The organism is Streptomyces sp. NBC_00873 (genome assembly GCF_045207415.1).
In the GTDB taxonomy this organism is placed as follows: domain Bacteria; phylum Actinomycetota; class Actinomycetes; order Streptomycetales; family Streptomycetaceae; genus Streptomyces.
Genome location: NZ_CP108803.1, coordinates 7,265,779 through 7,288,916 on the forward strand (window position 1 = coordinate 7,265,779; position 23,138 = coordinate 7,288,916).

Consider the following 23,138-nt stretch of genomic DNA (forward strand, 5'->3'; position numbering starts at 1 on the left):
CAGAGCCCCACGGGGAGGAAGCCTGTGGACAACCCGGGGTCAAGGCGCCCCTGCCGGATCCGGGTGGTGCGCGCTAGAGTCCGGACCACAGGGACGTTACTGATCAGTAAGGGGAGCGGCTATGCGGCTCGGAATCAATCTCGGCTACTGGGGCGCGGGAATGGACGGCGACAACCTCGCCGTCGCCCAGGAGGCCGACCGGCTCGGCTACGACGTCTGCTGGGCGGCCGAGGCGTACGGCTCCGACGCGCCGACCGTGCTCACCTGGGTCGCCGCCCAGACCGAGTCCATCGACGTCGGCTCCGCGATCATGCAGATCCCGGCCCGCCAGCCCGCCATGACGGCGATGACCGCCGCCACCCTCGACTCGCTCTCCGGCGGCCGGTTCCGTCTCGGCCTCGGCGTGTCGGGACCGCAGGTCTCCGAGGGCTGGTACGGCGTCAAGTTCGACAAGCCGCTGGCCCGCACCCGGGAGTACGTGGAGATCGTCCGCCGGGCGATGTCCCGCGAGCGGCTCTCGTACGAGGGCGAGCACTGGACGCTTCCGCTGCCGGACGGTCCCGGCAAGCCCATCAAGCTCACCGTCCACCCGCAGCGCGAGCACATTCCGCTCTATATCGCCGCCATCGGCCCGAAGAACCTGGAGCAGACCGGCGAGATCGCCGACGGCGCGCTGCTGATCTTCCCGTCCGCCGACCATCTCGAGGACACTGCGGTGAAGTACCTGCGGGCGGGCCGCGAGAAGGCCGGGAAGACCATGGACGGCTTCGACGTCTGCCCGACACTGCCGCTCGCCATCGGTGACGACATCAATGGACTCGCCGACATGTTCCGCCCCTACACCGCGCTGTACGTCGGCGGCATGGGCAGCCGCAAGCAGAACTTCTACAACCAGCTCGCCCAGCGCATGGGATACGAGAAGGAAGCCGCCGAGATCCAGGACACATACCTGTCCGGTGACAAGGCTGGCGCCGCCGCCGCCGTACCGCACCAGCTGATCGACCAGACCACGCTGCTCGGTTCGGTCGAGCGCATCGCGGAGCGCATGCAGGCCTACGCCGCCGCCGGTGTCACGACGCTGACCCTCGCTCCGGCCGGTTTCACCCGCGAGGAGCGGATCGCCGCGCTGCGCGCCGGTACGGACGCGCTGGAGCGGTCCGGCCTGGCGTAACCGTCCGCGGGCAGCACTACGGCCGTGGTGGGGGCTCGGGGGTCCTCCCCGCCACGGCCGTTACGCAACACAACGCGCCCGGCCCCCATCGGTTACGCGGCACCCGTTCGGCCCTGCCGGACATGCCTCCTGTTGCCTACTTTCCCGTGCCGCATTTGAATTTCCTTCTGCGGACACCGGTACGGAGGCGCCAGCGATGCTCTCGGCAAAGAACCTGTTCCAGGAGATTCTCGACAACGACGAGTCGTTCCGGCTCTTCTGTTCGATCGCCGCAGGTGGCGAGAGTCAGGGAGGCTGGGAGAACGGCCGTATCGCGGCCCTGGCCCCCGAGAGCCAGCGCGCCCTCGTTCCCAAAATCGTCCGGCATGGCGCCGACGAGGACAAGCACGGCCGGATCTTCCACGCCCTGCTGAAGAAGCGCGGGCTGCGGCCGGCCGAGGTGCCGCACGAGACGGACTACACGATGCTGCTGGAGAAGCACGGCATCGGCCTCGCCCACGAGCAGCTGAAACGTGACGAGCCGCTCTCCGAGCTCGACATCGTCACGTATCTGGCGCACAGCCGGGTCACCGAGCAGCGCGCCTCCGAACAGATGGAGACGCTCCACAAGTATTTCGCCGACCACCCCGACGTGGGCCGCGCGGTGAAGATGATCTCGAACGACGAGGACAACCACCTGGCGTACTGCCATGAAGAGCTGCTCCGCCTCGCCCTCGCCGGACACGGCCGGACGATCCAGCGCATCCTGCGCGAGTGCGCCCTTGCCGAGATCCGGGTGTACCGCGATGTCAGCCTCGCCGTCATGGCCCACATGGGCCGCATCCTGGGCTGGTCCAGGGCCAGGGCGGCGTTGCTTGCCGCGGGGATCCACGGCGTCTACGCGTACGAACGGCTCGTCGGCTGGCGGCGCATGGTCAGCCTGGAACTGCCTGAGCGGCGCGACGCGCTGGGCGGTCCGGCGGTACCGGCGCCCGAGTACGCCTGAGAGCCTGTCGGGTGACCTCTGATCGGGCGTGGCCGCCCGATCAGAGGTCACCCGACAGGCTCTGAGAGGCTGCCGGGCTCGGGAAGCGTGCGTGCCAGGGCACGACCGCCCGATCAGAGGTAGCCCGACGACAGCCTCTGAGCCGCGCCTTCGACGGGCAGCCTGTCGTCAGAGCCAGCCGTGGCGCTTGAACAGGCGGTACAGGCCGAACACCGCGCAGCCCATCAGCCCGATCACCGTCGGGTAGGTCCACACCCAGTGCAGTTCCGGCATGTGCTCGAAGTTCATGCCGTAGATCCCCGCCACCATCGTCGGTACGGCCGCCATGGCCGCCCACGCCGAGATCTTCCGCATGTCGTCGTTCTGCCGCAGCCCTGTCTGCGCCAGATGCGCGGAGAGGATGTCGGTGAGCAGCCGGTCCAGCCCCTCCACGTGTTCGTTGGCGCGCGTCAGATGGTCGCTCACGTCCCGGAAGAACGGCTGCGAGTGCTCGTCGACGAACGGCACAGTGGCGCCTGCCAGCCGGAGCATGGGCGCGTTCAGCGGGCCGCTGGCCCGGCGGAACTCCAGCACCTGCCGCTTGAAGGTGTAGATGCGCGATGCGGTGTTCTTGGTGTCGATGGTGCTGCTCGGTGCGAACACCTCGGTCTCCAGTTCCTCCAGGTCGACCTGGAGTTCCGCGGCCACATCGATGTAGTGGTCGACGACGGCGTCGCTGACCGCGTACAGGACCGACGTGGGGCCGTGCTTGAGCACCTCGGGATCGGCCTCCAGCCGGCGGCGTACCTCGGCGAGCGGCGCGCCCTCCCCGTGCCGGACCGTCACGACGAACGAGTCGCCTATGAAGATCATCAGCTCGTCGGTGGTGACCGTGTCGCCCTCGGGTTCGTACACCACCGGCTTGATGACCACGAAGAGGGAGTCGTCGTACACCTCCAACTTCGGCCGCTGATGCGCGCTCAGCGCGTCCTCCACGGCCAGTGGATGCAGCCCGAACTCGCTGCTGACGAGGTCGAACTCCTTCTCCGTGGGCTCGTGCAGCCCGATCCAGAGAAAGGCGTCCCCGGTGGCCCGTGCCTCGTCGAGGGCATCGGAGAAGTCGGCAGGCCCGTCGGTACGACGCCCATCCCGATAAATCGCGCAGTCCACAATCACGGCGCGCATTCTTCCCTGCTCCGGTCCCCGACGCACCTCCTGAGGGACATCGGCCTACGCTGGCCCGTATGCCCACCCTGATCCTCGTACGCCACGGACGCTCCACTGCCAACACGGCCGGGGTGCTCGCCGGCCGGACCCCCGGTGTCGCGCTCGACGAGCGCGGCGTCGCGCAGGCCGCCGCGCTCGTCGAACGGCTCGCCTCCCTGCCCCTCGCCGCCGCCGTCAGCAGCCCGCTGCAGCGCTGCCGGGAGACTCTGCAGCCGCTGCTCGACGCCCGGCCGGGGCTGCCGCTGCACACCGAGGAGCGGATCAGCGAATGCGACTACGGCGACTGGGCGGGGCGCAAACTCGCGGAACTCACCGACGAGCCGCTGATGTCCGTCGTGCAGCAGCACCCCTCGGCCGCGGCCTTTCCCGGCGGTGAGTCGATGCGGTCGATGCAGGCGCGCGCCGTCGATGCCGTACGGGAGTGGAACGCCCGGATCGAGGCCGAGCACGGTGACGGCGCGGTGTACGTGATGTGCTCGCACGGCGACATCATCAAGTCCGTCGTCGCCGACGCGCTCGGGATGCATCTCGACCTCTTCCAGCGGATCCAGGCCGAACCCTGCTCGGTCACCGCGATCCGCTACACGCGGCTGCGGCCCTTCCTGCTGCGGCTCGGCGACACCGGGGACTTCGCGTCGCTGGAGCCGCGCGAGGAGAGCGCCGGCGCACCCACGGATACGGAAGCAGGTACGGATGCGGTGGTCGGCGGCGGCGCTGGGGCGCCGTGATCGCTCCGCGCAGTAGGGTGGACGCGCCGTAGGCGCCCTTCCCTCCGGGACTCTCCCGGAACCCGGCCGCCCCTCATTTGCCGTCAATTCTCAAGGGAGACAGGACGTGTCCCGTCAGGTGTTCCTCTACGACCCCCCGGACCGTTTCGTGGCCGGTACGGTCGGGCTGCCTGGACGCCGTACGTTCTTCCTGCAGGCTTCCTCAGGCGGACGTGTCACCAGCGTGGCCCTGGAGAAGACCCAGGTCGCCGCGCTCGCCGAGCGGATGGACGAACTGCTCGACGAGGTCGTGCGGAGGACCGGTGGGAACTCGCCGGTGCCCGCAGTGGCCCCGATGGACGTCACCGACACCGCGCCGCTCGACGTGCCCGTCGAGGAGGAGTTCCGGGTCGGGACGATGGCTCTCGCCTGGGACGGCGAGGAACAGCGCATGATCGTCGAGGCGCAGGCCCTGGTCGAGCTGGACGCGGACTCCGACGACGATCTCGCGGAGGCCGAGGAACGGATGCTGCAGGACGAGGAGAACGGTCCGCCGATGCTCCGGGTCCGGCTCAGCGGCGGGCAGGCGCGCGCGTTCGCCAAGCGCGCCCTGGACGTCGTGAACGCCGGCCGTCCGCCGTGCCCGCTGTGCAGCCTGCCGCTCGACCCGGAAGGACACGTATGCCCGCGCCAGAACGGATACCGACGGGGAGCCTGACGGACACCCGGCTGATCACCCTGCTCACCGAGGGACAGCTCACCGTCCGCGGTCAGATCCGTGACGCGTCCAATGCGGTGCTCTACTGCACGGTCGCGTACGAGGGCGAGGAGCGCACCTGCGTGTACAAGCCCGTCGCCGGGGAACAGCCGCTGTGGGACTTCCCCGACGGCACGCTCGCCGGGCGTGAGGTCGCCGCGTACGAGATCTCCGAGGTGACGGGGTGGGGGCTGGTGCCGCCGACTGTGCTGCGGGACGGACCGTACGGGGAGGGGATGTGCCAGCTGTGGATCGAGGCGCCCTCGGAGGCATCCGCGGACGGTGAGCCTCCGCTGCTGGCGCTCGTCGAGGACGAGGAGCCGGCGGACGGGTGGAAAGCCGTCGCCCAGGCCGAGGTGGGCGAGGGGAGGACGGCGCTGCTGGTGCACGCGGACGATCCGCGGCTGCGGCGGCTGGCGGTCCTCGACGCGGTGATCAACAACGCCGACCGGAAGGGCGGGCACCTGCTGCCGGCGCCGGACGGCCGGCTGTACGGGATCGACCACGGAGTGACGTTCAATGCGGACGGCAAGCTGCGGACGCTGCTGTGGGGGTGGGCGGGGGAACCGCTGACGGCCGAGGCCGTCGATGCGCTGGACCGGCTGGCGGAAGAGCTGGCCCCGGGGACGGCGCTGGTCACCCGGCTGGCGGAGCTGATCACTGCGGCGGAGATCGATGCGTTGCGGGGGCGGGTGGAGGCGCTGCGGATGACGGGGCGGCACCCGGGGCCGAGTGGCGGGTGGCCCGCGATCCCCTGGCCGCCGGTGTGACGGGCCGGGGGCCGTTTCTCCTGCCCACTCCTCCCCGGACCCGGAGGCGCCGCCCCCGGACCTCCGCCCCTCAGAGGCTCAAGCACCGGAGGGCTGGTTTTCGGGGGCTCTGCCCCGGACCCCGTCCCGTCAAGGTCCGGGCGGAATCTTCCCGGCGGCGGGTGGCCGAAAATCGAGCCCGTCCGGCGCCGGAGAACGTCCTTGAGCCCGCCCGGTGTCGAGGGCGTCCTTAGACCGACCGAACGGGCCTGTGGGCCTCGCACAGCCCGCCCGGCGACTGAGGGTCCGGGGGCCCGGGCAGAGCCACGGTTTCGGGAAGCGGCGGAGTGGGGGAGCGAGCACCGCGGAAGCGTAAGACCGTCTCCCCGGCCACGATCCCGTATCCGGTTCGTATCCGGACGCAACGTCCGGTTACGCTCATGACATGCATGCCTGGCCCGCTTCTGAGGTCCCCGCCCTGCCTGGCAAGGGCCGCGACCTTCGGATCCACGACACCGCGACCGGCGGACGGATCGCTCTTGACCCCGGTCCCGTCGCCCGCATCTACGTCTGCGGCATCACGCCGTACGACGCGACCCACATGGGTCATGCGGCGACCTACAACGCGTTCGACCTGGTTCAACGCGTGTGGCTCGACACCAAGCGGCAGGTTCACTATGTCCAGAATGTGACCGACGTGGACGATCCGCTGCTGGAGCGGGCCGTGCGCGACGGTCAGGACTGGACCGAGCTCGCCGAGCGCGAGACGGCCCTGTTCCGCGAGGACATGACCGCCCTGCGCATGCTTCCGCCGAAGCACTACATCGGCGCGGTGGAGGCGATACCCGGCATCGTCCCGCTCGTCGAACGGCTCCGGGACGCCGGTGCCGCCTACGAGCTCGACGGTGACGTGTACTTCTCCGTCGAGACCGACCCGCACTTCGGCGAGGTGTCCAACCTGGACGCCGAGGCGATGCGGCTGCTCTCCGCAGAGCGCGGGGGCGACCCGGAGCGCCCGGGGAAGAAGAACCCGCTCGACCCGATGCTCTGGATGGCCGCCCGCGAGGGTGAGCCGAGCTGGGACGGTGCCTCGCTCGGTGCCGGCCGGCCCGGCTGGCACATCGAGTGCGTGGCCATCGCCCTGGACCACCTCGGCATGGGCTTCGACGTCCAGGGAGGCGGGTCCGACCTCGCCTTCCCGCATCACGAAATGGGCGCCTCGCATGCCCAGGTGCTGACCGGCGAGCACCCGTTCGCCCAGGCGTACGTGCACGCCGGAATGGTCGCCCTGGACGGCGAGAAGATGTCCAAGTCCCGGGGCAACCTGGTCTTCGTGTCGGCGCTGCGCCGTGACGGCGTGGACCCGGCCGCGATCAGGCTGGCGCTGCTCTCGCACCACTACCGGTCGGACTGGGAGTGGACCGACCAGGTGCTCGCCGACGCTGTCGAGCGGCTCGCGCGGTGGCGTTCCGCCGTCTCCCGGCCCGACGGACTGTCCGCCGACGCCCTCGTCGAAGAGGTCCGCGAGGCCCTCGCCGACGACCTGGACGCACCGGCCGCTCTGGCCGCCGTGGACCGCTGGGCCGAGCGCCAGAACGCCGAGGGCGGTACGGACGAGGGTGCACCGGGCCTCGTCTCGCGCGCTGTCGACGCGCTGCTGGGTGTCGCGCTGTAACACGCTGTAACAACCCTTCCTTCTCTGCCTGTTGGCCGGCCTTGGACTTCTCCATGAAGTTCGGGGCCGGTCCCGTTTTGTCCATGGTCAAATGCTTGCGGCTGCGCTAAAAGCGCTCTATGCAATCATCAACGCGCATCAGAGTGGTGGCAGTTGCAGCTCTGCTGGGACTGGTCGCCGTGTTTGCGGGACCCGGCAGCGCACAGGCCGAACCCGCCGCGCCCGAGGCCACGACGGTCGGCGATCTGAGCGGTTTCTCCGCCGACGGGTCCGTCTACCACCTCAGAGCCGGCTCCGCCGAGGCCCGGGTCAGCTTCGTCACCGACGAGACCTTCCGTATCGAACTCGCCCCGGACGGTACGTTCTCCGACCCGACCGGCGACGACATCGTCCTGCCGCAGGGTGCCCCGCCGCACACCCGGTGGAAGGAGAAGAGCGACCGGTACGAGCTGTCCACCGGCAGCGTCACGCTGCGCGCCTACAAGTCGCCGCTGCGCTTCGAGCTCCACCGGGCCGACGGCAGCCTCGTCTGGTCCGAGGCCAAGGGGCTGAGCTGGGACGGGAAGCGCACCACCCAGACGCTGGCCCGCGGCGCCGCCGAGCAGTTCTACGGTGCCGGCATGCAGAACGGGCGCGGCAACACTTCGCACCGCGACAAGACCGTCGAGGTCGGCGTCGACTACAACTGGAACGACGGCGGTCACCCCAACTCCGTGCCGTTCTATCTCTCCTCCGCCGGGTACGGCGTCTTCCGAAACACCTATGCGCCCAACACCTACGCGTTCACCGACCCGGTGACCACCAGCGCGCGGGAACAGCGCTTCGACGCCTACTACTTCGCCGGCGACGCCAAGGACGTCATCGGCCAGTACACGAAGCTCACCGGCAAGCCCTTCCTGCCGCCCGTGTACGGGATGGAGATCGGCGACGCCGACTGCTACCTGCACAATGCCAACCGCGGCGAGCGCCACACCCTGGACGCCCTGAAGGTCGCCGACGGTTACGTCGAGCACGACATGCCCAACGGCTGGATGCTCGTCAACGACGGCTACGGCTGCGGCCACGAGGACCTCGCCGAGACCGCCAAGGGCCTCCAGGACCGCGGCATGCAGCTCGGCCTGTGGACCCAGGACGGCATCGACAAGATCGCCGCCCAGGTCAAGGCGGGTCAGCGGGTCGCCAAGCTCGACGTCGCCTGGATCGGCTCCGGGTACAAATTCGCGCTCGACGGCTGCAAGGACGCGTACAAGGGAATCGAGGACAACAGCGACGCCCGCGGCTTCACCTACGCCCCGGAGAGCTGGTCCGGCGCGCAGCGCTGCGGCGTCCAGTGGTCCGGTGACCAGTCCGGCACCTGGGACTACATCCGCTGGCAGATCCCGACCTACGCGGGTGCCACGATGTCCGGACTCGCCTACACGACGGGCGACGTCGACGGCATCTTCGGCGGCAGCGCCAAGACGTACACCCGTGATCTCCAGTGGAAGATGTTCCTGGGCACCACGATGACGATGGACGGCTGGGCGGCCAGCGACAAGCAGCCCTTCCGTTACGGCGAGCCCTACACCTCCATCAACCGCGACTACCTCAAGCTCAAGGAGTCGCTGCTGCCGTACCAGTACTCGTACGCGCACGAGGCGACCAAGACCGGCGTCGGCATGGTCCGCCCGCTCGTCCTCGAATACCCGGACGACCCGAAGGCGGCGACGGACGCGGCGAAGTACGAGTTCATGTCCGGCGAGGACTTCCTCGTCGCACCCGTCTACCAGGACAGCACCCACCGCGACGGGATCTATCTGCCGAAGGGCACCTGGATCGACTACTGGAGCGGCCGCACCTACCAGGGGCCCACCACCGTCGACCACTACAGCGCCCCGCTCGACACCCTGCCGCTCTTCGTCAAGGCCGGTGCCAGTGTGCCGATGTGGCCGGGCATCCGCTCGTACCAGGACCGGACCGCCGACTCCTCGCTGGCCTGGGACATCTACCCGCAGGGCGCGACCTCGTTCACGCTGTACGAGGACGACGGCGTCACCCGGCAGCACCGCGACGGCAGGTACGCCACCCAGCGCGCCGACGTCGAGGCGCCGGTCCGGGGCGCGGGCGACATCACCGTGAACATCGGTGAGAGCAAGGGGGACTTCACCGGCAAGCAGAGCAGGCGGCCGTACGAGTTCAGCGTGCACACCGGGTCCGCGCCGAGCGCGGTGAAGCTCGACGGCAAGCTGCCTCAGCTGGGTTCCGCGGCCGCGTACAAGACCGCGAAGGAGGGCTGGTGGTACGACCGGGACGACCGCGGCGGAGTGGTGAAGATCAAGACCGCACCGCTCTCCACCGGCAAGGAGTTCAGCGTGGAGCTGGAGGACACCAGCGCCGTCGGCGGGAAGAACGCGGCCGCCACGGCCGTCGTCTCCGCGCCGGAGGGGCAGGAGGTCGGGGCGGGCGTCGCGGGCACGGTGGCCGTCGATGTCACCGCGGGCAGCGCCGATGTGACGGACGCCGCGGTCGACCTGGACGTCCCCGAGGGCTGGCAGGTCACCCCGGCGAACACCGTGGACCGGATCCCGGCGGGCACGACCCGGCGGGTCGAGGTGGCGGTCACCCCGGCGAAGGACGCCACGGCAGGCGAGGCCCGGATCACCGCGCTCGCCCGTTACCGGGCGGCGGGCGAATCCCGCACCACCGTCCAGCGGTTCGCGGCCGCGGTGATGCCCCAGCCGCCGACCACCGACACCTGGGCGAGCGACATGGTGTGGCTGAAGTCGACCAACGGCTATGGGCCGGCCGAGCGTGACCGCAGCAACGGCGAGTCGGGCGCGACCGACGGACACACCCTCACCCTCGCCGGGAAGACCTACGCGAAGGGGATCGGCACCCACGCCGACTCCGACATCGAGGTCTATCTCGGCGGACGCTGCACCACGTTCACCGCGGACGCCGGGATCGACGACGAGATCAACGGTTACGGCGAAGTCGCGTTCTCCGTCGAGGCGGACGGCAAGGTGCTGTGGACCTCGCCGAAGGTGACCGGGGCATCGGCCACCGTGCCGGTCGATGTGGACGTCACCGGTGCGCGCCATGTGCACCTGAAGGTCACCGACACCAACGGATCCAAGACCGGTGACCACGGGGACTGGGCCGCCGCGCGCTTCAGCTGCTCCTGAGAGGCCGGCTCACCACCGGTGCGCCGGGCGGGCACTCGACCCGTCCGGCGCACCGCCGTCAGTCCTCCGATGAATCTTCGGAGCCGTTGTCGTCGTCGGAGGGGTGCTCCTGAGTGGGCTCGCCAGAGGTTCCCGGTGGTGTCCCCGTCTCCGGCCGCGGCGGCTTCGGCGGCCTGGTGCGGCCGCTCGACGTGTCGCGCAGATACGAGGCGTCGCCACTCTCCGTCGCATGCCCGCCCGGCGCCTGACCCGGTCCGGAGCCCGGGCCGATGTCCCGGCGCCGCAGATACCGCTCGAACTCCCGGGCGATGGCTTCGCCCGTCGCCTCGGGAAGCTCCGCGGTGTCCCGGGCCTCCTCCAGCGTCTGCACGTACTCCGCCACTTCGCTGTCCTCGGCGGCCAGTTGATCGACCCCGAGCTGCCAGGCCCGCGCGTCCTCGGGCAGTTCGCCCAGCGGGATGCGCAGTCCGAGCAGGTCCTCCAGGCGGTTCAGCAGCGCCAAGGTGGCCTTCGGGTTGGGCGGTTGCGACACATAGTGCGGCACGGCCGCCCAGAGGCTCACCGCGGGCACACCCGCATGCGTGCACGCCTCCTGGAGGATGCCGACGATGCCCGTCGGCCCCTCGTACCGGGTCTCCTCCAGCTCCATGGCCCGTGCCAGATCCGGGTCGGAGGTGACTCCGCTGACCGGTACCGGGCGGGTGTGCGGGGTGTCGCCGAGCAGCGCGCCCAGCACCACCACCATCTCCACGCCCAGCTCATGGGCGAAGCCCAGGATCTCGTTGCAGAACGAGCGCCAGCGCATCGACGGCTCGATACCGCGGACCAGGACGAGATCGCGGGGCTTGTCCCCGCCGATACGGACCACCGAGAGCCGCGTGGTGGGCCAGGTGATCTTGCGTACCCCGCCGTCCAGCCAGACCGTCGGCCGATTGACCTGGAAGTCGTAGTAGTCCTCGGCGTCGAGCGCCGCGAACACCTCGCCCTTCCACTCCCGGTCCAGGTGCGCGACCGCTGTGGAGGCGGCGTCACCTGCGTCGTTCCACCCCTCGAACGCGGCCACCATGACCGGGTCGATCAGCTCGGGAACCCCCGCGAGCTCGATCACCCAGGCCTCCTTCCGAAGTTCCCTTGCGTACGTACCAACCTTACGGCGTCGGGGCTCCATCGCCGCAGCCCCTGTCCGCGGCCGGGTGAACCTGGCCCCAGGGGGTGCATCACCGGCCCAACCAGGGCACCGGTCTCCGAATTCATCCGAGCTGTGTCGCGTCAATTTCGGCTCAACTCTGGACTTTGGTGCCTTCGCGGCGCTATACATCGGATGACCGGAACAGAGGTCCGATGTTATTCCCCTGGGGGGCGCACATGAGTCACACCGTCACGGACTTCGAGGTCCACGACATCCGTTTTCCGACCTCGGAGCAACTGGACGGCTCGGACGCCATGAACGCCGATCCCGACTACTCCGCCGCCTATGTCGTACTGCGCACAGATGCCCCGGACGGCTCGGACGACGACGGAGCCGGTATCGAGGGTCATGGCTTCTGCTTCACCATCGGGCGCGGCAACGAGGTGATGGCGACCGCGATCGACGCGCTGCGCCCGTACGTGGTCGGCCGCCCGGCCCCCCGTACCGCCGCCGATCTCGGTGCGCTGTACCGCGAGCTCACCCATGACTCGCAACTGCGCTGGCTCGGCCCGGAGAAGGGCGTGATGCACATGGCGGCGGGCGCGGTCGTCAACGCCGCGTGGGACCTGGCCGCGAAGCAGGCGGGCAGACCTGTCTGGCAGTTCCTCGCCGAAATGACTCCGGAGGAGCTCGTCTCCCTCGTCGATTTCCGCTATCTCACCGACGTCCTCACCCCGGACGAGGCCCTCGAGATCCTCCGGACGGCCGAACCGGGCCGCGCCGGGCGAGCCGAACGGCTGCGTGCCGAGGGCTACCCCGCGTACACCACGTCGCCCGGCTGGCTCGGCTACGCCGACGACAAGCTGGTCCGACTGGCGAAGGAGGCCGTCGCGGACGGCTTCACCCAGATCAAGCTGAAGGTCGGCGGAGACCTCGACGACGACGTCCGCAGGCTCTCCCTGGCCCGCGAGGCCGTCGGACCGGACATCAGGATCGCCGTCGACGCCAACCAGCGGTGGGACGTCGCCGACGCGGTGGAGTGGATGACCGCGCTCGCGCCGTTCGACCCGCACTGGATCGAGGAGCCGACCAGCCCCGACGACATCCTCGGGCACGCCGCAGTCCGGGCCGGGCAGCCGGTCAAGGTCGCCACCGGTGAACACGTCGCCAACCGCGTCGTGTTCAAGCAGCTGCTCCAGGCCGGCGCCGTCGACTTCGTCCAGATCGACGCGGCGCGCGTCGCGGGCGTCAACGAGAACCTGGCGATCCTGCTGCTCGCCGCCAAGTTCGGCGTGCCGGTCTGCCCGCACGCGGGCGGCGTCGGACTGTGTGAGCTGGTGCAGCATCTGTCGATGTTCGACTACGTGGCGGTCTCCGGCAGCTGGGAGAACCGCGTGATCGAGTACGTCGACCACCTCCACGAACACTTCGCCGACCCCACCGTGATCGAAGCGGGCCGCTACGTCGCCCCGAGCTCCCCGGGATTCTCCGCCCGGATGCTCCCCGACTCGATCGCCGCACACCGTTACCCGGAGGGCCCCGTATGGCAGGCCCGCCGCGCGCCCGAGGAGGCCAACTGATGACCGCCACAAGCGACTTCGAGGGGATGTCCGCCCTGGTGACGGGCGGTGCCTCCGGTATCGGGGCCGCCGTCGCGAAGCTGCTGCTGGAACGCGGCGCGCGCGTGGCCGTGCTCGACCGGGAGACCGCGGGCGCCCCCGAGGGCACCCTCGCCGTGAAGGCTGACGTCACCGACGACGACGCCGTGCGCGAGGCGGTGGACCGGGCAGCCGCCGAACTCGGCTCGCTGCACACCGTCGTGTCCAACGCCGGCATCGGCTCGATCGGCACCGTCGAGGACAACGCCGACGACGAGTGGACCCGGGTCCTGGACATCAATGTCCTCGGCATGGTCCGCACCGCCCGGCACGCCCTGCCCCATTTGCGGCGTGCGGTGGCCGACCGGCCCGGCGCCGTTTCGATCACCCACACCTGTTCCATCGCGGCGACCGCCGGACTGCCGCAGCGCGCCCTGTACAGCGCCAGCAAGGGCGCGGTGCTCTCGCTGACCCTCGCCATGGCCGCCGATCACGTCCGCGAAGGTGTCCGCGTCAACTGCGTCAACCCCGGCACCGCGGACACCCCGTGGATCGGCCGGCTCCTCGGCCAGGCCGATGACCCGGCCGCCGAACGCGCCGCACTGGGCGCCCGCCAGCCGCTGGGACGACTCGTGTCGGCCGACGAGGTCGCCGCCGCGATCGTCTACCTCGCCAGCCCCGCCGCCGCCTCCGTCACGGGCACGGCGCTCGCGGTCGACGGCGGAATGCAGGGCCTGCGCCTGCGGCCCGCCGGCAACTGATCCACCCCACCGAACCCGAGCCGCACCAACCGACCGAGCACCGAGCCAGTACTCCACGAAGGACGGGACACCAATGAGAGTGCGTACGACGAGTGCGGCAGCCTGCGCCGTGCTGCTGGCCGTCACTGCCCTCGCGGGCTGCAACCGCGAGTCCACCGATGACGGCGCGGGCGCCGGAAAGGTCGGTATCGACCTGCCGCGCAGCGACAGCGACTTCTGGAACTCGTACCAGAACTACGTCGAGAAGGGCGTCAAAGCGGGTGAGGTCAAGGCACTGCCGCTGACCAACTCGCAGAACGACATCGGCAAGCTCGTCGCCAATGTCCAGACGTTCACCGACCAGGGCGCCAAGGCCGTCGTGATGGCCCCGCAGGACACCGGCGCCATCGCCGAGTCGCTGAACTCGCTGAACGACAAGAAGATCCCGGTCATCAGCGTCGACACCCGCCCCGACAAGGGCAACGTCTACATGGTCGTCCGCGCCGACAACAAGGCGTACGGAACCAACGCCTGCAAGTACCTCGGCGAGCAGCTGAAGGGCAAGGGCAAGGTCGTCGAGTTCCAGGGCGACCTGTCCTCGATCAACGGCCGCGACCGGTCCCAGGCGTTCAAGGCCTGCATGGACAAGGACTACCCGGGTATCAAGGTCTTCGAACTGGCCACCGACTGGAAGGGCGACGTCGCGTCCGCCAAGCTCCAGTCCACGCTCGCCGCGAACCCCGACATCAACGGCATCTACATGCAGGCCGGCGGTGTCTTCCTGCAGCCGACCCTCGCGCTGCTGGAGCAGAAGAAGCTGCTGAAGCCGGCCGGTACGGCGGGCCACATCACGATCATCTCGAACGACGGCATCCCGGAGGAGTTCGACGCCATCAGGGCGGGCAAGATCGACGCGACGATCTCGCAGCCCGCCGACCTGTACGCGAAGTACGCGCTGTACTACGCCAAGGCGGCCCTGGACGGCAAGACCTTCAAGGAAGGCCCGACCGACCACGACTCGAACATCATCAAGATTCCCAATGGTTTCGAGGACCAGCTTCCCGCGCCCCTGGTGACCAAGGACAACGTGGACGACCCGAAACTGTGGGCCAATCAGCTGGAGAAGAAGAGCTAGCCGTGACTCCTCCCTCTCGTTGCCGAGAGGGCTTCCCTCTCGGCAACGAAGAGCCGAGACGCGGCCAAGCCCTGACCGCCGCCCGAGGGAAGGGCACCAACATTACTACAGCGCTTCGCTGAGAAGGGGTCTGATGGAAAAGGCACCACCTGCCGTACAGGCGGAAGGCGTCGTCAAACGCTTCGGTCCCACCGTGGCGCTCGACGGTGTGCAGCTCACCGTGCAGCCCGGGGAGTCCCATGCCCTCGTCGGTCGTAACGGCGCCGGCAAGTCCACGCTGGTCAGCGTCCTGACGGGGCTGCACAAGGCGGACGCGGGCACGGTCCGCTTCGGCGGGGAGCCCGCGCCCGCCTTCGGGGACACCACGGCCTGGCAGTCGAAGGTCGCGTGCGTCTACCAGAAGTCCATGGTCGTCCCCGATCTGACCGTCGCCGAGAACCTCTTCCTCGGCCGGCTGGACGACGAGTCGCGGTGGATCAGCTGGGGGAGGCTCCGCAGGCGTGCGGAGCAGCTCTTGGCCGAGTACGGGGTCCAGGTCGACCCCAACACCCGGGCCAGGGATCTGGCCGTGGAGCAGCGGCAGTTCGTCGAGATCGCCCGGGCGCTGTCCTTCGGCGCCCGGCTGATCATCCTCGACGAACCGACCGCCCAGCTCGACGCCCGCGGCATCGGGCGGCTCTTCGACAAGCTCAGGGAACTGCAGAGCCAGGGAGTGGCGTTCCTGTTCATCTCCCACCATCTGCAGGAGGTGTACGACCTGTGCACCGCGGTCACCGTCTACCGTGACGCCCGCCACGTCCTGACCGCCCCGGTCGCCGACCTCACCAAGACCGAACTGGTCACGGCGATGACGGGCGAGAAGGGCAGCGGACCCGCCGCCTGGCACGCGGGCGGTGACCGGGCAGCGGTACGGGACGCGTCGGCGAAGCCCGTTCTGCGCACCGAAGGGCTCTCCCTGGAGGGCCAGTTCGAGCCGCTGGACCTCGAGGTCCGCCCCGGCGAGGTGCTCGGCCTCGCCGGATCCGCGGCCAGCGGCAACACCGCACTCGGTGAGGCGCTCGCCGGGATGCGGAAGGCCGACGGCGGCACGGTCTGCGTACACGGGAGGACGGTGCCGTCCGGCAGCGTGCCGCACGCGCTGGACGCCGGGATCGGATACATCCCCGAGGACCGGCACGACCAGGGCCTCGTCCTGGGACGCAGCGTCGCCGAGAACGCCACCCTCACGGTCACCGACCAGCTCGGGCCGTGGGGGACCGTACTGCCCTCCCGCACCAGGGAGTTCGCACGGTCGATGATCGAGTCGCTGGACATCAAGACACAGGGACCCGAACAGCCCGTCGCCGGGCTGTCGGGCGGCAACCAGCAGAAGGTGGTGGTCGCCCGCGCACTGGCCCGCAAGCCGAGCGTGCTGGTCGCGGTCCGGCCCACCGCGGGTGTGGACGTCAAGTCCAAGGACTCTCTGCTCGGCGTCGTCCGGCGGGTCGCCGACGAGGGCAATGCCGCAGTCGTCGTCTCGGACGAGCTGGACGATCTGCGGGTCTGCGACCGGGTGCTCGCCCTGTTCCATGGGCGCGTGGTCGGGGCGTTCGGAAGCGGGTGGACCGACGGGGAACTCGTCGCCGCCATGGAAGGTGTGGGGGAAAGGGAATGACCGGCACGATACGGCCGTCGACGGCCGACGACATCAACGGGGGACTGGGGGGCGCGCTCGGCGACGACAGCCCGCTGAGCCGGCTCAAGCTGATCCGGTGGAGCGACTTCTCCCTGGTGCCGGTGATCCTGGTGCTGATGGTGATCGGCTTCATCGTCTCGCCGGTCTTCCTCACCTCCGACAACCTGATCAGCGTCGTCCAGCAGTCCTCCGAACTCAGCCTGCTGGTCCTCGGCCAGGCCCTGATTCTCATCTGCGGACGGATGGACCTGTCGCTGGAGTCGACGATCGGCATCGCGCCCGTCGTCGCCATGTGGCTGGTGCTGCCCACCGAGGGCGGCCGCTTCGCCGGCCTCGGCCTGCTGCCCACCTGGTCGGCGATCCCGCTCTGCCTGCTGGTGGGGCTCGCGATCGGCGCGATCAACGGCTTCCTGATGCTGAAGCTCCGGGTCAACGGCTTCATCGCCACGCTCGGCATGCTCACCATGCTGCGCGGACTCCACATCGGCATCACCGAGGGCAAGTCCATCACCGACGTCCCTGAGTCCTTCCGCTACCTCGGCAAGAGCGAGTGGCTCGGCGCACCGGCCGCGGTCTGGATCTGCCTGGTGCTCTTCGCGATCGGCGGCGCGGCGCTGGCCTGGCTGCGCCACGGGCGTTCGCTGTACGCGATCGGGGGCAACCCGGAAGCGGCACGGGCCGCGGGCATCCGGGTCGACCGGGTCACCTGGATCGTGCTTGCCATCGGCGGTCTGCTGGCGGCCTTCGCGGGCATCCTCTACACCGGCCACTACGGGGCGGTCGCCGCGACGCAGGGCAACGGCTGGATCTTCCAGGTGTTCGCCGCGGCGGTCATCGGCGGCATCAGCCTCAAGGGCGGTCGTGGCACGCTGTTCGGTGCGCTGACCGGCGTACTGACGCTGCAGCTGGTGGTCAATGTGATGACCCTCGGCGGCGTCCCGGCGCTGTGGAACCAGTTCCTCAACGGCGCGATCATCATTGTCGCCCTGGTCATCTCGCGCTTCGCGAGCGGCGAGAAGCAGGACTGAACCGGGGTCCTTACGGGCCGGTGCGCGGAACCTTCCGCGCACCGGCCCGTACGCATGTCACAGCGTCGACCTCAGCCACTGCTCCACGCTCGCCACATGCACCGTCGCCCAGGCCCGCGCAGCCTCCGCATCCCGGTCCCGCAGCGCCGACACGATCGCCCGGTGCTCGTGCAGCGTCCGGCTGACCGCGTCCTCCTGCGTCAGTCCGCGCCAGACGCGGGCCCGCGTCGTCGGCCCGGAGAGACCGTCGAGCAGCGAGCAGAGCACCGAATTACCGGACGACTGCACGATGCCGCGGTGGAACTCCAGGTCACAGGCGACCAGCTCCTCCACCGAGGGCTGCGCGCCCAGCGCGTCCAGCTGGGAGCTCAGCACATCCAGCTGCGCCTCGCTGATCCGCGTCGCCGCCATCGCCGTCGCGGCGGGCTCCAGGATCCGGCGGACCGCCAGGAACTCCAGCACCGTGTCGTCGCGGTGGAAGTCCACGACGAAGCTCAGCGCCTCCAGCAGCAGCTGCGGGTCGAGGCTGGTGACGTACGTGCCGTCACCCTGCCGGACGTCGAGGATGCGGATCAGCGACAGGGCGCGGACGGCCTCCCGCAGCGAGTTGCGGGAGAGCCCGAGCTCCGCCGCGAGTTCGCTCTCCTTGGGCAGCCGGTCGCCTGGCCGTAGCGCACCCGAGACGATCATTCCCTTGATCTTCTCGATCGCCTCGTCGGTGACAGCCATGACGGTCCTCCTGGATTCGGACGGGATCAGACCCCGGCACAAGACATCCGATGTATCCCTTCATTATGGGGGTTCACAACTGTTGGGCAATCACATCGTTTTGGCGAACATGGACACGATGGGGTGAACGGTGTGACGAGCTGCGGGTATGCCCGGCGGGGTGTGCGTAGCGTTCTCGGTGCGATCTGGGACGCCGGGTGGGCGTCAGCAGTCGGGGCCCCCGTGTCACCAGCGAGATGGTTCGGGGCCTCCCCGTCGCCTCTGGCCACACCCACATGGCCAGGTCGTGAGGGATTCCGCCCGCCCGGGACGGACCGCATACGGGATATGCGTCGCCGACCGGGACGCGAAAGCGGAGTACCAGTGCGCCCAAGACCGTTCGGGGCGTACCGGTGAGCCGGGACTCACTCCTGCTCACTGCCCAGGAACGGTCGGATCAGACGGAAGAACCTCGTCTGCCGGAGGAGGTGATCGATCGCTCACTTCCAGAGCGTCGAGGGAGCCTCGCGCTGGCACGTCCACCGGCCGCCCCAGGCCACAGCGGTACGCGGGCGGGGGCGGCTCCCCCCGTGGGAACCGCCCCCGCCCGTGCGTGCGTCAGCCCTGCCAGTGCCGGTCAGCCCTTGTCTGCCAGCATTCCCTCGACCCTGGTCCGGATCTCGTCCGTGGCCAGGCCCCGGATCGTCAGCGTCGTGCGGCGGCGCAGCACGTCGTCGGCCGTCTCCGCCCACTCGTGGTCACGCGCGTAGGCGACCTGTGCCCAGATCTCCGGCGCGTCCGGGTGGATGCGCTCGGCCAGCGCCGGGTTCTCGTTCGCCAGCCGCGCGATGTCGAAGGAGAGCGAGCCGTAGTGCGTGGCGAGGTGCCGGGCGGTGTCGGCGGACATCCGCGGTCCGGGCGTTCCGCCGTCGATCAGCAGCCGGTGCGCGACCGCGTTCGGGTTGGCGATGCCGGGCAGCGGGAGCTTCTTCGGCAGATGTGCCATGGGCTCCATGTCATCGGCCAGCGGGTGCCCGGGGAGCGAGGCCAGCTTGTTCATCACCGTACGGCCGATGTGGCGGAAGGTCGTCCACTTGCCGCCCGCGACCGAGAGCATCCCGCCGCGGCCCTCCGTCACGACCGTCTCGCGCTTGGCCTTGGAGGTGTCGCCGGGACCGCCCGGCAGCACCCGCAGACCCGCGAAGGAGTACGTGATCAGATCGCGGGACAGCTGTTGGTCCTTGATCGAGAACGCCGCCTCGTCGAGGATCTGCGCGGTGTCCTTCTCGTTGACCGCGACGTCCGCCGGATCGCCCTCGTACTCCTCGTCCGTCGTGCCGAGCAGCAGCATGTCCTCCCACGGCAGGGCGAACGTGATGCGGTACTTGTCGATCGGGGTGGCCAGCGCGGCCTTCCAGGGGCGGGTGCGCTTCAGTACGAGGTGCGCACCCTTGGACAGGCGTATCGAAGGCGCCGCGTTCGGGTCCTCCATCTTCCGCAGGTGGTCGACCCACGGGCCGGTGGCGTTCAGCACCAGCCGGGCGGTGACGCCGAACTCCGTGCCGTCCGTACGGTCCTCGAGGTCGGCGCCCGTCACCCGGCCCTTGGTGAACCGCAGCCCGGTGACCGCGGCATGGTTGAGGACGACCGCACCCGCGTCGACGGCCGCGCGGACCGTCATCAGCGCCATCCGGGCGTCGTTCATCTGGTCGTCGCCGTAGACCGCGACGGCCTTCAGATTGTCCGTGCGCAGCTCCGGCACATCGCGCTGCGCCTTCGCCGGGCTGATCACATGGCCGACGCCGTCACCGAACGCGGACAGCGCCGAGTACGCGAACACACCCGCGCCGAGCTTGGCCGCGCCGTGCGGGCCGCCCTTGTAGACCGGCAGGTAGAAGGTGAGCGGATTGGCCAGGTGCGGAGCCACCTGGCGGGACACCGCACGGCGCTCGAAGTGGTTCTCCGCGACCAGCTTCACCGCGCCGGTCTGCAAGTAGCGCAGACCGCCGTGGAGCAGCTTGGAGGAGGCGGAGGAGGTGGCGCCGGCGAAGTCGCCGGCGTCCACCAGGGCCACCCGCAGCCCGGACTGCGCGGCGTGCCAGGCGGTGGAGATGCCCAGGATTCCGCCACCGATCACCAGGAGGTCGTACGTCGCCTTGGAGAGCTGCTCCCGAGTCTCGGCGCGGCTCGGAAGGGAGCCGGAGGCCGGGTGCGTCCCGAGTGCCGGGACGCTCTGCAGGGTGGTCATGTCGATTACTCCTCGGCAGTGTTGTCGTCGAGCCAGCCCATGGAACGTTCCACGGCCTTGAGCCAGCTCTTGTACTCACGTTCGCGGGTGTCCGCGTCCATGCGGGGGGTCCACTCGGCGGCCCGGCGCCAGTTGGCGCGCAGCGCGTCGGTGTCCGGCCAGAAGCCGACGGCGAGACCGGCGGCGTAGGCGGCGCCGAGGCAGGTCGTCTCGGCGACCATGGGCCGCACCACGGGCGCGTCCAGGAAGTCGGCGAGCGTCTGCATCAGCAGGTTGTTGGAGGTCATACCGCCGTCGACCTTGAGGGCGGCCAGCTCGACGCCGGAGTCCTTGGTCATGGCGTCGGTGATCTCGCGGGTCTGCCAGGCGGTGGCCTCGAGGACGGCACGGGCGATGTGCGCCTTGGTGACGTACCTGGTGAGTCCGGCGATGACACCGCGGGCGTCGGAGCGCCAGTACGGGGCGAAGAGACCGGAGAAGGCGGGCACGAAGTACGCGCCGCCGTTGTCCTCGACCGACGACGCCAGCGTCTCGATCTCGGCGGCGGACTTGATCAGACCCATCTGGTCGCGCATCCACTGCACGAGCGCACCGGTGACGGCGATGGAGCCTTCCAGGGCGTAGACCGGCTTCTGGTCGCCGATCCGGTACCCGACGGTCGTCAGCAGCCCGTTGTACGAGTTGACGGGCGTCTCGCCGGTGTTCATCAGCATGAAGGTGCCGGTGCCGTACGTGGACTTGGCCTCGCCCTGGGAGAAGCAGGTCTGGCCGAAGAGGGCCGCCTGCTGGTCGCCGAGCGCGGACGCGACCGGGACGCCCGCCAGGACGCCGTCCTTGGCGATGCCGTACACCTCGGCGGAGGACCGGATCTCCGGCAGCACGGCGGCGGGGATCTCCATCGACTGGAGGATCCGCTGGTCCCACGTCATCTCGTGGAGGTTCATCAGGAGGGTGCGCGAGGCGTTGGTGACGTCGGTGACGTGCACGCCGCCGTCGGCGCCGCCGGTCAGGTTCCAGATGACCCAGGAGTCCATGGTGCCGAAGAGGATGTCGCCGCGCTCGGCGCGCTCGCGCAGTCCCTCGACGTTGTCGAGCAGCCAGCGGACCTTGGGTCCGGAGAAGTACGAGGCGAGTGGCAGCCCGGTCTCGCGGCGGAACCGGTCCTGGCCGACATTGCGGCCGAGCTCCTTGCAGAGCGCGTCGGTGCGGGTGTCCTGCCAGACGATCGCGTGGTGGACGGGCTCACCGGTGTTCTTGTCCCAGAGCAGCGTGGTCTCGCGCTGGTTGGTGATGCCGATCGCCTTGACGTCGGCGGCGGTGATGCCCGCCTTGACGATGGCGCCGGCGACGACCTCCTGGACGTTCTCCCAGATCTCGGTCGCGTTGTGCTCGACCCAGCCGGGCTTCGGGAAGATCTGCTCGTGCTCCTTCTGGTCGACGGAGACGATCCGGCCGTCCTTGTCGAAGACGATGCAGCGGCTGGAGGTGGTGCCCTGGTCGATGGCCGCGATGAACGGGCCGGTGGTGTGTGGGTCGGTCACGGTGTGCTCCTGGAGGTCTGTGAGATCTGAGGGTGACGGCTCTGAGCTCTACGGCTCACGCGAAGGCGACGTTGTAGAGCCCGCCCGCGATCGCACCGCCGATGAGGGGGCCGACGACCGGGATCCACGCGTAGCCCCAGTCGGAACCGCCCTTGTTCGGCAGCGGCAGCAGCGCGTGCACGATACGCGGCCCGAGGTCGCGAACCGGGTTGATTGCGTAACCGGTCGGGCCGCCGAGCGAGAGACCGATGGCGACGACGACCAGGGCGGTGATCAGCGCGCCGAGCGTGCCGAGACCGTCACCGTTGTTGTTCAGACCCTGCGTGAGGATCGCCAGGACCAGCACGACGGTGGCGATGACTTCGGTGATCACGTTCTGGACGGCGTTCCGGATCTCCGGGCCCGTCGAGAAGATGCCCAGCACCGGGCCGGCCTTCGGGGCGGCGGCCTGGTCGACCATGCCCTCTTCACTCGGCTGGCTGTACAGCGTCTCCGGATCGGTCAGATGGGCCCGGAACTGCCCGTAGTACGTCAGCCAGACCAGCACCGCGCCGATCATCGCGCCGAGCAGCTGGGAGCCGAGGTACAGCGGTACGTCGCTCCACGGGGTGGCGCCCTTGATCGCAAGGCCGATGGTGACCGCGGGGTTGAGGTGCGCCCCCGACACACCGTCGGCCAGATACGCGGCGGTCAGCACTGCGAAGCCCCATCCGAAGGTGATGGCGAGCCAGCCGGCGTTCTGTGCCTTGGAGTGCTTGAGAGTGACGGCGGCACAGACACCGCCGCCGAGCAGGATGAGCACGGCGGTACCGATGGTCTCGCCGATGAAGATGTCGGAGCTGGACACCCGCGACTCCTTTGTCCTTCGTCCAGGGAAGCCGAACCCCGGGTCCCTCCGGTGGTCCGTGCCCTCAGGTGAGGG

Annotated in this window: 18 protein-coding genes; 12 read left to right on the forward strand and 6 right to left on the reverse strand. The window is 69.6% G+C overall.

Annotation, left to right across the window (positions count from 1 at the left end; all coding sequences use genetic code 11):
• Positions 1-121: 121 nt before the first annotated feature.
• Both OH809_RS33540 and OH809_RS33545 read left to right on the forward strand, forming a co-directional pair.
• Positions 122-1,171 (forward strand): LLM class F420-dependent oxidoreductase, encoded by a 1,050-nt coding sequence (locus OH809_RS33540; protein WP_406417904.1) that lies wholly within the window; start codon positions 122-124, stop codon positions 1,169-1,171.
• A 196-nt stretch (positions 1,172-1,367) separates the two neighbouring features.
• The gene (locus tag OH809_RS33545) at positions 1,368-2,156 is read left to right on the forward strand and encodes a ferritin-like domain-containing protein (RefSeq protein WP_406417902.1); all 789 of its coding nucleotides are present in this window, start codon (positions 1,368-1,370) and stop codon (positions 2,154-2,156) included.
• Positions 2,157-2,324: 168 nt separating this feature from the next.
• Here OH809_RS33545 and corA read toward each other — a convergent pair whose 3' ends face one another.
• Positions 2,325-3,320, reverse strand: a complete 996-nt coding sequence (corA, locus tag OH809_RS33550; RefSeq protein ID WP_406417900.1) for a magnesium/cobalt transporter CorA — start codon at positions 3,318-3,320, stop codon at positions 2,325-2,327.
• A 59-nt stretch (positions 3,321-3,379) separates the two neighbouring features.
• Between corA and OH809_RS33555 the strand changes: the two genes are divergently transcribed.
• From OH809_RS33555 to OH809_RS33575, 5 genes are all read left to right on the forward strand, one after another.
• Complete coding sequence (locus OH809_RS33555; RefSeq protein ID WP_406417898.1) at positions 3,380-4,090, forward strand: histidine phosphatase family protein; 711 nt, start codon at positions 3,380-3,382, stop codon at positions 4,088-4,090.
• Between the two features lie 106 nt (positions 4,091-4,196).
• Complete coding sequence (locus OH809_RS33560) at positions 4,197-4,787, forward strand: DUF3090 domain-containing protein (protein ID WP_406417896.1); 591 nt, start codon at positions 4,197-4,199, stop codon at positions 4,785-4,787.
• Positions 4,751-5,596, forward strand: a complete 846-nt coding sequence (locus tag OH809_RS33565) for an SCO1664 family protein (protein ID WP_406417894.1) — start codon at positions 4,751-4,753, stop codon at positions 5,594-5,596. Before OH809_RS33560 ends, OH809_RS33565 begins: the two co-directional genes overlap by 37 nt.
• A gap of 424 nt (positions 5,597-6,020) precedes the next feature.
• On the forward strand, positions 6,021-7,250 hold the full coding sequence (gene mshC / locus OH809_RS33570; RefSeq protein ID WP_406417892.1) for a cysteine--1-D-myo-inosityl 2-amino-2-deoxy-alpha-D-glucopyranoside ligase: 1,230 nt from the start codon (positions 6,021-6,023) through the stop codon (positions 7,248-7,250).
• Between the two features lie 119 nt (positions 7,251-7,369).
• A complete protein-coding gene (locus tag OH809_RS33575; protein ID WP_406417890.1) occupies positions 7,370-10,414 on the forward strand; it encodes an NPCBM/NEW2 domain-containing protein in 3,045 nt (1,014 codons plus the stop codon).
• Between the two features lie 58 nt (positions 10,415-10,472).
• Here the strand turns inward: OH809_RS33575 and OH809_RS33580 are convergent, their stop codons facing one another.
• Entirely contained in the window at positions 10,473-11,522 is a 1,050-nt protein-coding gene (locus OH809_RS33580; protein WP_406417889.1) for a PAC2 family protein, read from the reverse strand.
• Between the two features lie 257 nt (positions 11,523-11,779).
• Between OH809_RS33580 and OH809_RS33585 the strand changes: the two genes are divergently transcribed.
• The 5 genes from OH809_RS33585 (at position 11,780) to OH809_RS33605 (ending at position 17,719) form a co-directional block, all read left to right on the forward strand.
• Positions 11,780-13,123 carry an L-fuconate dehydratase gene (locus tag OH809_RS33585; protein ID WP_406417887.1) on the forward strand — a complete coding sequence of 448 codons (1,344 nt, stop codon included), beginning with the start codon at positions 11,780-11,782 and terminating at the stop codon, positions 13,121-13,123.
• Positions 13,123-13,902 (forward strand): SDR family NAD(P)-dependent oxidoreductase, encoded by a 780-nt coding sequence (locus OH809_RS33590; RefSeq protein ID WP_406417885.1) that lies wholly within the window; start codon positions 13,123-13,125, stop codon positions 13,900-13,902. The genes OH809_RS33585 and OH809_RS33590 overlap by 1 nt, the downstream gene beginning before the upstream one ends.
• A gap of 73 nt (positions 13,903-13,975) precedes the next feature.
• Complete coding sequence (locus OH809_RS33595; RefSeq protein ID WP_406417883.1) at positions 13,976-15,016, forward strand: sugar ABC transporter substrate-binding protein; 1,041 nt, start codon at positions 13,976-13,978, stop codon at positions 15,014-15,016.
• A 133-nt stretch (positions 15,017-15,149) separates the two neighbouring features.
• Complete coding sequence (locus tag OH809_RS33600) at positions 15,150-16,670, forward strand: sugar ABC transporter ATP-binding protein (protein ID WP_406417882.1); 1,521 nt, start codon at positions 15,150-15,152, stop codon at positions 16,668-16,670.
• On the forward strand, positions 16,667-17,719 hold the full coding sequence (locus OH809_RS33605) for an ABC transporter permease (protein WP_406417880.1): 1,053 nt from the start codon (positions 16,667-16,669) through the stop codon (positions 17,717-17,719). Before OH809_RS33600 ends, OH809_RS33605 begins: the two co-directional genes overlap by 4 nt.
• Before the next feature lie 57 nt (positions 17,720-17,776).
• On the opposite strand, the gene OH809_RS33610 is transcribed toward OH809_RS33605, so the two are convergent.
• The 4 genes from OH809_RS33610 to OH809_RS33625 all read right to left on the reverse strand — a co-directional run bounded on the left by OH809_RS33610 (position 17,777) and on the right by OH809_RS33625 (position 23,063).
• Positions 17,777-18,448 (reverse strand): FadR/GntR family transcriptional regulator, encoded by a 672-nt coding sequence (locus OH809_RS33610; protein WP_037700470.1) that lies wholly within the window; start codon positions 18,446-18,448, stop codon positions 17,777-17,779.
• Positions 18,449-19,064: 616 nt separating this feature from the next.
• Positions 19,065-20,675: a glycerol-3-phosphate dehydrogenase/oxidase gene (locus tag OH809_RS33615; RefSeq protein ID WP_366690272.1), complete on the reverse strand. Its 1,611-nt coding sequence runs from the start codon at positions 20,673-20,675 to the stop codon at positions 19,065-19,067.
• A gap of 5 nt (positions 20,676-20,680) precedes the next feature.
• Positions 20,681-22,216 (reverse strand): glycerol kinase GlpK, encoded by a 1,536-nt coding sequence (gene glpK, locus OH809_RS33620; protein ID WP_406417878.1) that lies wholly within the window; start codon positions 22,214-22,216, stop codon positions 20,681-20,683.
• Between the two features lie 55 nt (positions 22,217-22,271).
• The gene (locus OH809_RS33625; protein ID WP_406417876.1) at positions 22,272-23,063 is read right to left on the reverse strand and encodes an MIP/aquaporin family protein; all 792 of its coding nucleotides are present in this window, start codon (positions 23,061-23,063) and stop codon (positions 22,272-22,274) included.
• Between the last annotated feature and the right edge of the window lie 75 nt (positions 23,064-23,138).